11 protein-coding genes are annotated in these 13,603 nt (G+C 70.6%); 7 read left to right on the plus strand and 4 right to left on the minus strand.

Annotated features, from left to right (window positions below):
• Positions 1-92: 92 nt before the first annotated feature.
• The gene (locus ACFHPP_RS03425) at positions 93-1,379 is read left to right on the plus strand and encodes a methyl-accepting chemotaxis protein (RefSeq protein ID WP_437161866.1); all 1,287 of its coding nucleotides are present in this window, start codon (positions 93-95) and stop codon (positions 1,377-1,379) included.
• Between the two features lie 3 nt (positions 1,380-1,382).
• On the opposite strand, the gene ACFHPP_RS03430 is transcribed toward ACFHPP_RS03425, so the two are convergent.
• The 3 genes from ACFHPP_RS03430 to ACFHPP_RS03440 form a co-directional block, all read right to left on the minus strand.
• Positions 1,383-1,868: a hypothetical protein gene (locus ACFHPP_RS03430; protein ID WP_437161867.1), complete on the minus strand. Its 486-nt coding sequence runs from the start codon at positions 1,866-1,868 to the stop codon at positions 1,383-1,385.
• Positions 1,865-2,389 (minus strand): hypothetical protein, encoded by a 525-nt coding sequence (locus ACFHPP_RS03435; protein ID WP_437161868.1) that lies wholly within the window; start codon positions 2,387-2,389, stop codon positions 1,865-1,867. The genes ACFHPP_RS03430 and ACFHPP_RS03435 overlap by 4 nt, the downstream gene beginning before the upstream one ends.
• A 68-nt stretch (positions 2,390-2,457) precedes the next feature.
• On the minus strand, positions 2,458-3,243 hold the full coding sequence (locus tag ACFHPP_RS03440) for a substrate-binding periplasmic protein (RefSeq protein ID WP_437161869.1): 786 nt from the start codon (positions 3,241-3,243) through the stop codon (positions 2,458-2,460).
• 109 nt (positions 3,244-3,352) lie between these two features.
• Here ACFHPP_RS03440 and ACFHPP_RS03445 point away from each other — a divergent pair, with 109 nt between their 5' ends.
• Positions 3,353-6,052 carry a response regulator gene (locus ACFHPP_RS03445; protein WP_437161870.1) on the plus strand — a complete coding sequence of 900 codons (2,700 nt, stop codon included), beginning with the start codon at positions 3,353-3,355 and terminating at the stop codon, positions 6,050-6,052.
• 21 nt (positions 6,053-6,073) lie between these two features.
• On the opposite strand, the gene ACFHPP_RS03450 is transcribed toward ACFHPP_RS03445, so the two are convergent.
• On the minus strand, positions 6,074-7,150 hold the full coding sequence (locus ACFHPP_RS03450; RefSeq protein ID WP_437161871.1) for an AbrB family transcriptional regulator: 1,077 nt from the start codon (positions 7,148-7,150) through the stop codon (positions 6,074-6,076).
• A 203-nt stretch (positions 7,151-7,353) separates the two neighbouring features.
• Here ACFHPP_RS03450 and ACFHPP_RS03455 point away from each other — a divergent pair, with 203 nt between their 5' ends.
• The 5 genes from ACFHPP_RS03455 (at position 7,354) to ACFHPP_RS03475 (ending at position 13,577) form a co-directional block, all read left to right on the plus strand.
• Entirely contained in the window at positions 7,354-9,051 is a 1,698-nt protein-coding gene (locus tag ACFHPP_RS03455) for a methyl-accepting chemotaxis protein (protein ID WP_437161872.1), read from the plus strand.
• Between the two features lie 479 nt (positions 9,052-9,530).
• Positions 9,531-10,802: a hypothetical protein gene (locus tag ACFHPP_RS03460; RefSeq protein WP_437161873.1), complete on the plus strand. Its 1,272-nt coding sequence runs from the start codon at positions 9,531-9,533 to the stop codon at positions 10,800-10,802.
• 454 nt (positions 10,803-11,256) lie between these two features.
• Entirely contained in the window at positions 11,257-11,901 is a 645-nt protein-coding gene (locus ACFHPP_RS03465; RefSeq protein ID WP_437161874.1) for a substrate-binding periplasmic protein, read from the plus strand.
• Between the two features lie 122 nt (positions 11,902-12,023).
• Positions 12,024-12,440 (plus strand): hypothetical protein, encoded by a 417-nt coding sequence (locus ACFHPP_RS03470; RefSeq protein WP_437161875.1) that lies wholly within the window; start codon positions 12,024-12,026, stop codon positions 12,438-12,440.
• A gap of 78 nt (positions 12,441-12,518) precedes the next feature.
• Positions 12,519-13,577: a methyl-accepting chemotaxis protein gene (locus tag ACFHPP_RS03475; protein ID WP_437162083.1), complete on the plus strand. Its 1,059-nt coding sequence runs from the start codon at positions 12,519-12,521 to the stop codon at positions 13,575-13,577.
• Positions 13,578-13,603: the final 26 nt, after the last annotated feature.

Genomic DNA, 13,603 nt, shown 5'->3' on the forward strand with positions numbered 1-13,603 from the left:
GAATTTGGCCGGGGAGGTAAGGGCGCCGCGCCTTAAGCCTTGCGAAACCGCCGCAGCCCATACTGTGCCATCACCCAGGAAAGCCCCAGCGAATGTCGTTATTCCAACGCGGTTCGAAGGACCTCGCCATCAAGGCGGAGTGGCTGGACACGCTGTCGAGCCATGCGGGCGTGGGCCTGTGGGACGCGATCCTGCATGAGGGCGACCCGATGCACCCGCAGGCGCGCTGGACCTGGTCGGCGGAGTTCCGCCGGCTGTGCGGCTTCGGCAGCGCCGCGGAGTTCCCCGACAAGGTGCAATCCTGGTCCGACCGCCTGCACCCGGAGGATGTGGAGAAGACCTTCGCGGCCTTCGGCGGATCGCTGGCCAGCGGCAAGGTGTATGACACCACCTACCGCCTGAAGGTGAAGGACGGCAGCTACCGCTGGTTCCGCGCCACCGGCGGCGTCATCCAGGATGCCAACGGCAAGGCCCGCCGCGCCTGCGGGTCGCTGGTCGACATCGACGCCGCGATGAAGGCGGAGGCCACCAACAAGGCCACGCTGCACCGCATCGCCGAGAGCTTCGAGACCGAGGTGCTGGCCCTGGTCGCGCAGGTGGCGACCGGCACCAGCCGGCTGGAACAGGATGCCCAGGCGATGAACGCCGCCGCGGCCCGGACCCTGGACCAGACCGGCAGCGTCGCCTCCGCCGCCACGCTGACCAGCGGCAATGTGCGGTCCGTCGCCGAGACGACGGAGCAGGTGACGGCCTCGATCCAGGAGATCGGCAGCCAGGTGGTGCGCTCCACCGGCGCCACGCAATCCGCCACCGAGCAGGCGCGTGGCGCGACGGTGGTGGTGGAAAGCCTGATCGGCGACGTGCGGCGCATCGGCGACGTGGTGAAGCTGATCTCGGACATCGCCGGCCAGACCAACCTGCTGGCGCTGAACGCGACCATCGAGGCCGCGCGGGCCGGCGAGGCCGGCAAGGGCTTCGCGGTGGTCGCCAGCGAGGTGAAGACCCTGGCGGCACAGACCGCCAAGGCGACGGAGGACATCACCACCCGCATCAACGCCGTGCAGGCGGCCACCGACAGCGTGGCGAAGGCCATCCAGCAGGTTGCCGCCACCATCGTGAACCTGAACGAGAGCGCCGCCGCCATCGCCGCGGCGGTGGAGGAACAGGGCGCCTCGACGCGGGAGATCGCGCGCAGCGTGCAGCAGGCGGCGCAGGGCACGGACGACGTCTCGGCCAGCATCGCCACGGTGAACGCCGCGGCGCGGGAAACCGGCACGGTGTCCGGCCGGATCATGGGCGATGCGCGGGACCTGTCCGGCCAGGCCGGCAAGCTGCGAGACCAGGTGCATGGCTTCCTCGGCCGGATCAAGGCCGCCTGAGCGCTACTGCAACGCGCCCCAGCGCGCCGTCGCCGGCTCCGCCGCGGCCCGTTTCCAGCCCGCCTGCTGCCGGCAGGCGGTGGTGAGGAACCATTGGCGCGGTGCCGCCGAGGTGTTGTCCTCGGCGACCGAAAAAGCGGCCTCCCGGCATTCCGCCAGGGCATTGTCCAGCCGCCGGACCAGCCGCACCTCGCCCTGCTGGTTGCCGATCGGGATGGCGTGGCGGATCTGCCAGGGGCGGACTTCGCCTGGCTCCAGGCCGCCGATCACGGAGGCCAGCGCGTCCTGTTCGGCCTGCTGCCGGCGCTTCATCACCTCGTCCACCCCGGCCGAGACCGCGGCCCGCACGCTGATGCCGACGGCGTAGCCCACCGCCGGGTTGCTGCTCACCAGCGCCGCGCCGCCGCCGGCCACGGCGCCACTGATATCCGCCACCTGGCCGCAACCGGCCAGCGCCAGGGCCAGGCCGGCCGGCAGGCACCACCTCACTGCAGCGCGCCCCAGCGTTCCGTCGCCGGCTCGGCGGTGGCCCAGCGCCAGGTCGTGCCGTCCTGGCAGATGGTGGCGGTGTAGAAGGCGCGGGCGGCGGCGGTGGCACCGCGTGCCGGCGGCACCTCGACGGAGAATACGATTTCCTTGCAGCGCAGTCCGCCGGCCTCGATCAGCCGCGCGACCGTCACCTCTCCGGCCTCGTCCGGGTGGATGGGGACGCGATAGCCGACCTTCCAGGGCGCGACGCCGCCCGGCGCCAGCGGGCCGGCGGCGGCGGCCACCGCCAGTTGCGCGTCCCGCTGCGCCTCGCGCTGGGCGTACTGCACGCCGGCGCGGGTGGCGGCCTGCACGCCGAGGCCGATGCCGGTGGTGGCCGCGGCACCGGCGCCCACCGCATTGGCCAGGCTGGCGCCGCCGATACCCGCCGCGGCGCTGCTGCCTTCCGACAGCAGGGCGCCGCAGCCGGGCAGGGCAAGGGCGGCGGTCAGCAGAAGCGGGAGGATTGTTACCGGGGTCATGCATGCCGGATGGAGGAACCCACCCGCATCCGCAACCCTGGGTCGTGGACCGGAATGTTGGCCCTGGGTTACGGCAGCATGATGGGTGTCAGCCCGTGCCGCTGCGCCGACCGCGCCAGGCTGCCGTCGACGCGTGTGCTTTCGAGGAAGGCGTTGACCTCGTTCAGCCAGGCCTGGTCGCCGCGCGGCACCGCATAGGCATACAGCGTGTCGCCGAACCGCCGGGGCGGCTCGATGACGCGGGCCCAGTCATGCATCAGCACCATGCGCCGGGTGTAGGGGAAGTCCGACATGAACACGTCGGCGCGGCCGGACAGGATTTCGCTCTCGCGGGTCCGCGGCGGCACCACCACCATCAACTCGGCCTGCCGCAGGGTTTCGCGCATCAGCGGCTCCATCACCGTCCCGGCCGCCACCGCCACCACGGTCCCCGGGCTGTCGATGTCCGCCCAGCTCTGGATGCGGGTATTGGTGCGGGTGGTCACGGCATAGGTGCCGCTGGCCATGTAGGGCTTGGAGAAGGCGACGCGCAGCGCCCGCGCCGGGGTGATGCCGACGCCCATCATGGCGATGTCGCATGAGCCATCCTCGACGCGGTCGAGGAATTCCCCGAAATTGGTCTCGACGAAGCGCAGCCGCACCTGCAGCCGGCTGGCCAGGGCGCGGGCCATGTCGATGTCGAGCCCTTCCATCTCGTTGTTGCGCGGGTTGCGGTAGGAAATCGCGAAGTAGTCCGGCCAGATGCAGGCCAGCAGGGCGCCGCGGCCGCGGATGGCGGACAGGCGGTCAGCGGTCGCGGCGCGGGCCTGGGCCTCGGCGGAGGCCCGCGCATCACCCGTGGCGGACTGGGCCATCTGCCACCCCGGACGCGCCTCAATACGTTCCGGTAACAAAACATCAGCCCGGACTGCGTTACGGGGCTCGCAAAATAAGACGGAAAAGCCGATAAGAGCCGTCGCAAAGATGGTCCCACGCATCACACAACTCCGATTCGCCCTGCGGCGGTCTCTCGGCCTCGGCGCCCCGCGCCCGTCGGAGCCGCGGCCCTGGCTGCTGTTCGCGGCCGCGGTCGGCCTGGTCGCTCTCTGCCTCATCGGCATCTACAGCATCCTGATGCACCGGGGCCAGCAGGACGCCATATCAGATGCGGAACGTTTGACCCAGGGTGTGGCGAGCGGCCTGGCGGACCAGTTGACCCGCGCGCTGCAGACCGTGGACCTGGTGCTGCTGGATGCCTCCGACCGCCTGGCGGAGATGGAACCGTCGCAGGTCATGCGGCAGACCTCCACCCGGATCCGCGACGTGCCGCAGATGCGGGCGCTGCTGGTGGTGGATGCGCAGGGCTTCATCGTCGCCAGTTCCGCCGATGGGCTGCGGGAGGCTTCGGTCGCCGACCGCGAATGGTTCCGCCTGCTGCGCTTCGGCGGGCAGGCGGTGCGGCTGGGCGCGCCGGAAGCCGGGCGCTACCTCGGGCCCGCCGGACGCCTCGTCAGCCAGGCCGGCGGGCTGTACGCCATTCCCTATGCGCGGGCGCTGCGCGGGTCGCGCGGCGAATTCCAGGGCGCCGTCGTCGCCATCCTGAACCCCGACTACCTGGTGGGCGTCGCCCGCCGCCACGCCGACGCCTTCGAGGCGGTGATCCGCATCCATTCCTTCCAGGGGCTGCTGCTGGCGCGTTCGGATGGAAGGGTGACCGGCATCGGGGAGCTGAATGCCTCCTCCTGGATCTTCCGGGACTTCCTGCCGCGGCACGAAAGCGGCACCTGGGCCGGCATCGACCAGGACCGGGCGGAGATCATCGCCTCCTTCGCCGTCACGCGGCAGGGCAACTTCGTCGTCGAATCGGCGCGGAACCGGGAGGATGCGCTGGCGGGCGCCCACCGGCTCGGCGCGCTGCTGGCCGCCGGCGTCGCCGCCGCCGCGGTGGTGACGCTGGTGGCGCTGTGGCTGCTGGTGCGGCAGGCGGAGGCGCTGAAGCTGCAGGGCCAGCGGCTGGCGGAGAGCGAGCGCCTGGCCGTCGCCGCATCCCGCGCCAAGGAGGATTTCCTGGCCTCGATGAGCCATGAGATCCGCACGCCGATGAACGGCGTGATCGGCATGACCGGGCTGCTGCTGGACACCAGGCTGGACAGCCTGCAACGCCGCTATGCCGAGACCATCCAGGGCTCCGCGGAGCACCTGATGATGGTGCTGAACGACATCCTGGACTTCTCCAAGCTGGAAGCCGGCGCGCTGCAACTGGAAGCCGCGCCCTTCAACATCGAGGCCGAGATCGCGACGATCGTCGAGCTGTTCGCGCCGCGCGCCGCCGCCAAGGGGGTGGAGCTGGTCTGCGCCCTGTCAGCCGACTTGCCGGTGCGGGTGGTGGGCGACCCCGGCCGCATCCGCCAGATGCTGTTCAACCTGGTCGGCAACGCCGTGAAGTTCACCGAGACCGGCTGGATCCAGGTCGCCATCTCGGTGGAGGCGGAGCTGGACTACTGGCGGCTGCGCGTCTCCGTCTCCGACACCGGGATCGGGCTGGAGCGGGACAAGATCCCGATGCTGTTCGAACGCTTCACCCAGGCCGATGCCTCGATCCGCCGGAGATACGGCGGCACCGGCCTTGGCCTCGCCATCTGCCGGCGGCTGGCGGAGGAGATGGGTGGCGGGATCGAGGCGGTGCCGCGGCTGGCCGGGGTGCGCAACGGCGGCGGCAGCGTGTTCCGCTTCACCGTGAAGATCGGCCGCGTGGAAGGCGAGCCACAGGGGCTTGCGGGCCTCGAGGGCCGCCGGGTGCTGGTGGTGGACGACCTGCCGCTGAACCGGGAGATCCTGGTGCGGCAGCTGGCCGGCATGGGGGCGGAGGCGGCCGCGGTGTCCGATGGCGGCACCGCGCTGGCCGCGCTGCGCGCCGCCGCGGCGCAGGGAAGGCCCTTCGAGGCGGCGGTCCTCGATGGACAATTGCCGGATGGCGACGGCCTGGCCCTGGCCCGCCGCATCCGCCAGGAATGGGACGCCTTCGGCCGCCCCCGCCTGCTGCTCTGCGCCTCCGGTTCCGCCGACCCTCGGGAGATCCAGGGGCAGGTGTCCGGTGGAACGTCGGGTGGTGGGACCCGCGGCCATGTCGAGGGCGGCCAGGGCGTGCTGGATGGCCTCCTGCTCAAGCCCGCCTTGCCGACCCGGCTGCGCGATGCGCTGCTGACGGCGCTGGCCGAGCGGCAGGAGATCGCGGCGCCGCAGCCGGTCGCGACGCCGATGCCTGTGGCTGTTGCGTCGGCCGTCGCGTCGGGCCCGCAGATCCGCATCCTGCTGGTGGAGGACAACCCGACCAACCAGCTGGTGATGCGCACCATCCTGGCCCGCGCCGGGGCGGCGGTGGATGTCGCCGGCGACGGCGCCCAGGCGGTCTCCGCCGCGCGGGGCGCCCTGTACGACTTCATCCTGATGGATCTGCAGATGCCGGTGATGGACGGGCTGGAGGCCACGCGCGGCATCCGCGGCCAGCCCGGCCCCAACCGCCGCACCCACATCATCGGCCTGACCGCCGCCGTCGGCCCGGAGTTCGAGCGGCAGTGCCGGGAGGCCGGGATGGACGACTACCTCGGCAAGCCGGTGCAGCGCGACACGCTGCTGCGCAAGCTCGGCCTCGTCATGCCGGCCGCCGGAACCCGCGCCGCCTGAGGCGGCCGGGGTGGCGGTGCCTCAGCGGTCCAGGCCTACCTTCTCCGCCAGCCGCCAGACCGGCCCGACCAGCAGGTTGCAGGCGACGGTGCGGACCAGGTGGAAGCCGAGCACCAGCGGCACGGCGAAGCCCAGCGCCTTGGCCGTGATCGTCATCTCCGGCATTCCGCCCGGCGCCATGCCGAGCACCACCGCCATCAGCGGCAGGCCGGACACCCAGGCGAGCCCCGCGGCCAGCCCCGCCAGCAGCGCCGAGAGCAGGAAGGTGGAGGCGACTGAGGCCAGGGCGAGGCGCCGCGAGGTCAGCAGGAAGCGCCGGCTCATCCGCGCGCCGAGGCCTGCGCCCATGCCGACCTGCGCCGCATCGATCATCCAGAGCGGCACGCCGGAGGGCAGCGCACCGAAGGCGGACAGTGCGATGACCAGCGCGCAGGGGCCGAGCATCCAGGGGTTCGCCAGGTCCAGCCGCCGGATCAGCAGCGCCGCGCCGAGCCCGGCCACGGCCATCAGCGCCAGGCCCGGCAGGTGGACGGGCGGCCGTTCGGCGAAGAAGGCGTCGGTGCCGCCGGCGAGATGAGGTGCCAATACCGGGGCGAGCCAGGTGACCAGCGGCGGGAAGATCACCACCACCACCATCACGCGGATGGTCTGTGCCAGTGTCACCGCCGGCACGGACACGCCGGCGCGCTGCGCCAGCACCACCATGACGATGATGCCGCCGGGCACGGCGGAGAAGTAGCCGGTGCGCGGGTCGGTCCCGGCCATGCGGGCGAAGGCCCGCGCCACCAGCGCGCCGACGATGATGCTGACCACCGCCGCCACCACCAGCCAGGGCAGCGCCCAGGCCAGCGCCTCCAGCACCGGGGAGGTGAAGGTCTGGCCGAGCCCGAGGCCGAGCGCCAGCAGCGCCACCGGCCGCACCGCCGGCGCCACCGCGGCGCGTTCCTGCCAGGCCAGCACGCCGGTCGCCGCCATGGCGCCCAGCATCCAGGGCAGCGGGATGTGCAGCAACCAGGCGAGGGCGCCGCCCGCTGTGGCGACGACCGCCGTCAGAAAATAGGCGGCGAGGCTGGGGGAGGGTGAGGTTGCGCTCGACACGGCCCGGATTTCTTGTGCACCACAGCATCCGCCCGGGGGCGGCCCGGGTCAAATGCGGGACGGTGCGGGTAGCGGGCCGCCGCACCCACGCGGCCGTCCTCCACGGCAGGCTCCGGCTTCAGCCTTTCTCAATCAGCAGGCCCCTAATCTCCGCCTGTCGCCCCGTTCCGGACCGGAGGCGCATCGGCGGCGAGGAAAATCCCATGCTTTCAGGCCTTCGTATCGCGCCCAAGGTGGCGCTGCTCGTGGCGGCTCTGCTGCTGCCGCTGGTGGTGCTGGCCACGACCAGCATCTCCTTCGTCCGGCTGCTGCAGGCGGATGTCGAAAAGGTGCAGGTAGCCAGCCATTCGGCGGCCCTGGCGGGACGGATGAACCAGGATGTCATCCAGCTCAGCCGGATCGAGTTCAGCCTGGTCGCCGAACCCTCCACCGCGCGGATCGCCGCAGCCCGTGCCGAGGTGGCCGAGGAAGCCGGCCAATTCCGCGAGCGGCTTGCCGAGGCACTGGCCGTCGCCGGCACGGCGCAGAGGCAGGTGCTGCAGCGCGTGGCGCCCGCCGCCGACGCCTACGACGCCTCGCTCCAGGCCAGCTTCCGCGCCGCGGAGGCCGCCGCGCGGGATCCGTCGCCGGAGGCGCGCGCCAGCCTGCGGGAAGCGGCCCTGGCCAGCGACGCGCCGTACACGGCCCTGCGGGCGCTGCTGCGGGAATTCGATGAGACTTCCGTCCGGGTCGCCAATGAACTGACGCAGGGGTCGGAGGACCTCGCCAGCCTGGCGGAGCGCATTATCATCCTGGTCTCCGTGCTGGGCCTGCTGGGTGGCGGCGTGCTGGCCTGGCTGATCGGCCATGCGGGGCTGGCCCGCCCGATCACCGCCTGCGCCGCCCGCCTGCGCGCCCTGGCGGAGGGCGACACGACCAGCCCGATCGAGGGCGCGGCGCGGCGCGACGAGGTGGGCGACATCGCCCGCACCATGGCGGTGTTCCGCGAGAGCCTGACCGCCGAGCGGGATCGCGTCGCGGCGGATCGCGCCGCGGCGGAGGCCAAGGTCGCCCAGGCCGCGCGCCTCGCCGAGGTGACCCGCATCTTCGAGGCGGAGTCCGGCGCCGTGGTGCACAGCGTGGCACAGGCCGCCACCGAACTGGAGGCGACCGCCGGCAGCATGGCGGGCGATGCTGCCGGCACGTCCCAGCGCGCCGCCGCCGTGGCCGAGGCCGCCGAGACCGCGTCCGGCAACGTGCAGACCGTGTCCTCCGCGGCCGAGGAACTGGCGGCTTCCGTCGCCGAGATCAGCCGCCAGGTCGCCGAAAGCGCGCGCATCGCCAGCGAGGCGGTGGCGGAGACCGTGCGGACCGACGCCGCCGTCGGCTCCCTCGCCAGCAGCGCCAGCCGCATCGGCGAGGTGGTGCGCCTGATCAACGACATCGCCGGGCAGACCAACCTGCTCGCCCTGTACGCCACCATCGAGGCCGCGCGGGCCGGCGATGCGGGCAAGGGCTTCGCCGTGGTGGCCAGCGAGGTGAAGAGCCTGGCGGCGCAGACCGCCAAGGCCACGGAAGACATCGCCGCGCAGATCAGCGGCGTGCAGCGCGACACCCAGGCGGTGGTCGCCGCCATCCAGGCCATCGGCGGCACCATCACAAGGGTCAGCGAGATCGCGACCACCATCGCCGCGGCCGTGGAGGAGCAGGGCGCCGCGACGCAGGAAATCGCGCGCGGCGTGGCCGATGCGGCCCGCGGCACCACGGCCATCACCGGCACCATCGGCGAGGTCAGCGCCTCGGCCCAGGATACCGGGGCGGCGGCGCAGCAGGTGCGCGCCGCCGCAGCCGAACTCAGCCGCGGCGCGGAGGCGCTGCGCGGCCAGGTGGCGCGGTATCTCGAGGCGGCCAGGGCCGCCTGAGAGAAGAGCGGCACGACGACTGTGCCACTACAACGTGGGAAAAACATCCAGGCTGCGGCTTCTTTCAGGGTGTCACGCTCCGCCTTGAGCCTGGCGACCTCCCGCATCCGGCGGCGCAGCACGCTCTCCGCGATCCCTGGCCCGCTTCACCGCCTCGATCTTGAATTCGCGGCTGAATGTCCTTCGTCCATGCAAGGACCCTCGATCGGGAGAAAACCTGGTCCAGGTGGCCACCAGGCCTGCAGCAGGCCGAAACAGCGCCGCCCGAACTAGGAAAAAAGTCTTTACTTTGGCAGCGGCGCCGGTCTAGTCTTCGCCCATGGCTGGTGAGCGGCGTCCGGCTTCCGCTGCGACGAACCAATGCGCGAAACAGGCCTGCCGGCCGCGATCCTCATGCATTCCTGAATCTTACCCCCGAAAGGAGGCTTCCTCATGCACGCCATGCGCCCCGCCGTGATGCGCCCAGGAGTGTCCAGCCCATGAACGCCATCACCTCCCTTCCGGGCCTGCTGGATGATCGCCGGCGGTGGCCCCTCACGCGCGAGAGACTCAACCCGCCCCTGAGTCTGCGCCGCGCTCAGTCGACGACGCTCGCGACCGCCACGGCGGCGGATGGCCTGACGCTGCAGGAACTTGGCGCCGACCAGGCGCGCTTCAACGGCGCCGCGCGGCAGTTGGCCGTTGAAGGGCAGCGCACGAACGGCGTCCGCAACCCCCGCGGCCAAGGCGCCGCTGCCGGCACTCCGGGAGCCTTGCCGACGTTCTGGAGTGTGCAGAACACGCCTGTTGGAGTGACGCGCGAGGTTGTCGACGTCGGCACCGAAAGCGGCATGAACTACATCGAATTGGTGCTGTTCGGCACGCCGACAGCCGATTCCGAATTCTACTTGATCTTTGACACGACGACCGCGATTGCCGCCGTGACGGGCCAGGTATGGTCCGCCTCGTTGTCGATGCGCTGGGTAGGAGCGCCGACCGGCGTGACGACCGTGACATTGGGCGTCGAGGAACGGTCAGGGGCGGGCGGCTTCTTGTCTGCAGGTGGGGCAGGTGCTGCCCTCAGCGATGCATTCACGCGTTTCTCGGCCACCCGGACAATGGGGAGCGCCGCATGCGCCTTCGCCAACACCTATGTCGCGTTTCTCGTGCAAGCCGGGGTGCCAGTGTCCGCGCGTGTTCGGCTGGCGTGGCCGCAGTTGGAGATGAGCGCCTTCGCGTCCAGCCCGATCCTCCCGCCGGTCGGCTCCCCCGCGGCCAGCACGCGCGGCGCCGACCTGGTGACGACGACACTGGCGAGCCTTGGGATTGGTGCAAGCGCGGCCTGCACGCTGCTGGGCACCTTCATGCTGCCGCAGGCGTTTTCTGGCGCGGTACAGACCTTGCTTGCGGTTGATGGCGGCAGCACAAGTGATCGCTGGCAGGTCATCAACCCGTTCGCCAGCCAGATCTTGGTAAACAGGTTCACAGCCGGCGCGTCTGTATCGAGCAGCGTGGCCGGCGCATTCACGGCAGGCTCGCCCTTTCGGATCGGCGTCGCCTGCGATGGCGCGGGGCGCCTGGTGCTGTGCATGAACGGCGGGGCCGTCGAGGTTCTGACGGGCGCGCCGACCAGCGGCATGACGACGTTGCGTGTCGGGTCGAATGTCGCCAACGGTAACCCGATGTTCGGGGAAATCGCGGCACTGTCCGTGTTGCCCTGGGCGCTGCCTGATGCGGCCCTGGTGGCGCAGGTCCTGGCGCTGCCCCTGTAGCGGCGCCAGCCCTGCGGGTCTTCGGTGCGAAGTGGTCGGCTTCGCACCAACTCCTGCGCCATGAACCACGCATGGGCGGCGCGCAGACCATCCGGAAAAGTCGTGGTCGTGGTCCTGCCCATCTCCGCGTCCCGGCTTGTGGAAGCCGCCCGAAGCAGCGATGCCGCGTCATGATCGCCTCGCGCAATCGCAACCGCCACCATGCGCCCGCCTCCATCACCGAAGGCCGCGAATCAAACGCACGTTCACCGGCGCAAGCCCGAGCGAGAGTGAACCATCACGGCCGCTGGTAGCGTGCCTTGGCCAGGAAATAACAGGATCTTCATGAACAGACGTTAGAACACTGCGCACGAGTTCACGCTGGAGGACCCCAATGAAGATCAGCCGTCGCCTCGCGCTTGGCATGACCGCTACGCTGGCAGCGCCGAGTTAAGCTCGCGCGTCCCGTGCCCCCATGACGGTCGTGTATGGAGCCTTTCCGCCCTTCACGATCACCGATCCGGCGCGTCCGGGCATCGTGAATGAAGTCGCCGGCGAAGTGCTGCGGATGGTCGGTCGCGTGCCCAACTTCGTCCCGCTCGAATGGGCAGAGGCCCAGGCGCGCGGCCGCACCGACGCAAACACCCTGCTCACGCCACCTGGGCGCACGCCGGCGCGCGAGCCGCACTACACCTGGATCGTGAAGGTCATGGACTTCGAGTCGGCGATCGGTTCGCTGGGCGGGACAGGGCCGCTCGATCTCGAAGGCGCGCGCCGGCTGTCCCGGATGGGGATCATCTCCCAGTCCTTTCACGAGGCGTTCCTGCGCGCACAAGGCTTCACCAATCTCGTGCCGGTGAGCCTCGCCAACGCGATGGACGCGCTGGTCTCGGGCGAGATCGAGGCGCTCTACACCCAGACGCTTGAACTGCGCTGGCACGCGCGCGCGCGCGGGCGATCCGCCGATCTCAAGGTCGGGCCGCGGCTGCAGAACGTCGAGTCGTTCATCGTGACGTCGCGCGCCGCAACCGGCGTTCCGGTTGCCGAGATGCGCGACGCGTTTGCCGCCCTCGAGAGCGAGGGTGCCGTCGATCGCATCGTCCGAAGCTACCTCGGCTGATTTCAGCATATCGGGCTGAGTGGGTGCCTCGGCGCGGAGCAGTAGGGGTCACGCGAACAATGAAGCCAAAGAGCAGGCGTGGCGGCATTGCCCTACGGCTCGCTGCAGTCGCTGGCCTGGTGATGGCCGTCGGCATCTCGGTTGTGTCCGTGACGGCTGCGGTCCGACAGATGGCGACTGCACGTGCCGAGTTCGCCGCACATGCTGCACAGGTGACCGACATCGTCTCTCATGCTGCCGCACCAGGGGTTCGGTTCGCACGTGCCGCCAGCGTGCAGGCGTCCTATGGCATGTTGCGGGAGGGCTCCGCACTCCTCGGCATCGCATTCCGCACGGACACGGGTCCATCAGCCGGGACCGTGTTCGAGAAATGGAGCCGCGATCCGTCCCTGCTCTCCGATCCTGCCGCCGCGCTCGCGCCGAACGGTGCCGATGCGCCGCCCTCGACCGTGATCGTCCTGCGCGACATTCCGGGGCAGGACGGTGCATCGATCGGACGGATCGTGACGTTCTGGGATCGCGGCCCCGTGGATGCGTAAAGCTGGCGCAGTCCCTACATCCAGATCGGGGCGGGGCTGCTGCTGGCGATCGTCTCCGCATCAATCCTCTACATCCTGCTGTCGCGGCTCCTGCGCCCGCTCGGACGAGCGACTGCCGCGGTGCGCGATCTCAGCGAGGGACGGCTCGAGCAGGCCATTCCGGCGACTGAAAGATCTGACGAGGTGGCCGACATTCTCGCGGCACTCACCATCCTCCGGCAACAGCTTGTCGAAGCCGGGGCGCTCCGTTCTCAGCAGGAGGACTCCAAGCGACAGGCCGAAGAGGACCGGCGGGCGACGCTGGTCCGCACGGCCGACAGCCTGGAGAGTCAGGTCGGCGAGGTCGTGGAGGGTATCGCGGCAGCGACCACCGAGCTCTCCTCCGCAGCCGGATCGCTCGTTTCGATTGCCGGGGACACCACCCGGCGCTCCGCGGCTGTCAGCCAGGCCAGTGCGGCGGCGGACACCGAGGTAAACGCCGTTGCGGCTGCGACCGAAGAGCTCGCGGCCTCGGTCGCAGAGATCAGCCGGCAACTCGCGGAGAGCACGCGCATGGCGGCGGCCGCCGTCGACCAGTCCGTCCAGGCCGACGTCACGATGGCACACCTCACCGACTCCGCGTCCAAGATTGGCGAGGTCACGCGCCTCATCGGCGACATCGCAGGCCAGACAAATCTCCTCGCGCTGAACGCCACGATCGAGGCCGCGCGGGCCGGCGAGGCTGGCAAAGGGTTCGCCGTGGTGGCCAGCGAGGTCAAGACACTGGCAAGCCAGACAGCGAAGGCGACCGAGGGCATCGCCGAGCAGATCCTCGCCATGCAATCTGCCGCCCGGGCTTCTGCACGTGACCTTGGCTCCATTCGAGACAGTCTCGGTCGGATCAACGAGGTGATCACCGCGGTCGCCACAGCGGTCGAACAGCAGGGCGATGCGACCCGTGACATCGCCCGGAGCGTGCAGGGCGCCGCTGGCGGCACACGGGAAATCTCCATGGAGATCGCGGAGGTTTCCGCTTCGGCGACCACGACCAGCAACTCCGCAAGCCAGGTTCGGACCACGGCTGCCGAGCTGTCTGGCAAGGCCGAGCGCTTGCGCCGTCAGGTCGGGGAGTTTGTTGCGAGTATCCGGGCCGTCTGATGATGCTGTGTCAGAAGGTTCCTGTC

The sequence above is a fragment of the Falsiroseomonas sp. E2-1-a20 genome, from assembly GCF_051433195.1.
In the GTDB taxonomy this organism is placed as follows: Bacteria; Pseudomonadota; Alphaproteobacteria; order Acetobacterales; family Acetobacteraceae; genus Falsiroseomonas.

Excerpts from the sequence above, each read along its gene's own strand:
- ACFHPP_RS03425 (WP_437161866.1), top strand. The coding sequence starts at position 93 with ATGTCGTTATTCCAACGCGGTTCGAAGGACCTCGCCATCAAGGCGGAG.
- ACFHPP_RS03435 (WP_437161868.1), bottom strand. The coding sequence starts at position 2,389 with ATGACCCCGGTAACAATCCTCCCGCTTCTGCTGACCGCCGCCCTTGCC.
- ACFHPP_RS03440 (WP_437161869.1), bottom strand. The coding sequence starts at position 3,243 with ATGGCCCAGTCCGCCACGGGTGATGCGCGGGCCTCCGCCGAGGCCCAG.
- ACFHPP_RS03445 (WP_437161870.1), top strand. The coding sequence starts at position 3,353 with ATGGTCCCACGCATCACACAACTCCGATTCGCCCTGCGGCGGTCTCTC.
- ACFHPP_RS03455 (WP_437161872.1), top strand. The coding sequence starts at position 7,354 with ATGCTTTCAGGCCTTCGTATCGCGCCCAAGGTGGCGCTGCTCGTGGCG.
- ACFHPP_RS03460 (WP_437161873.1), top strand. The coding sequence starts at position 9,531 with ATGAACGCCATCACCTCCCTTCCGGGCCTGCTGGATGATCGCCGGCGG.
- ACFHPP_RS03465 (WP_437161874.1), top strand. The coding sequence starts at position 11,257 with ATGACGGTCGTGTATGGAGCCTTTCCGCCCTTCACGATCACCGATCCG.
- ACFHPP_RS03470 (WP_437161875.1), top strand. The coding sequence starts at position 12,024 with ATGGCCGTCGGCATCTCGGTTGTGTCCGTGACGGCTGCGGTCCGACAG.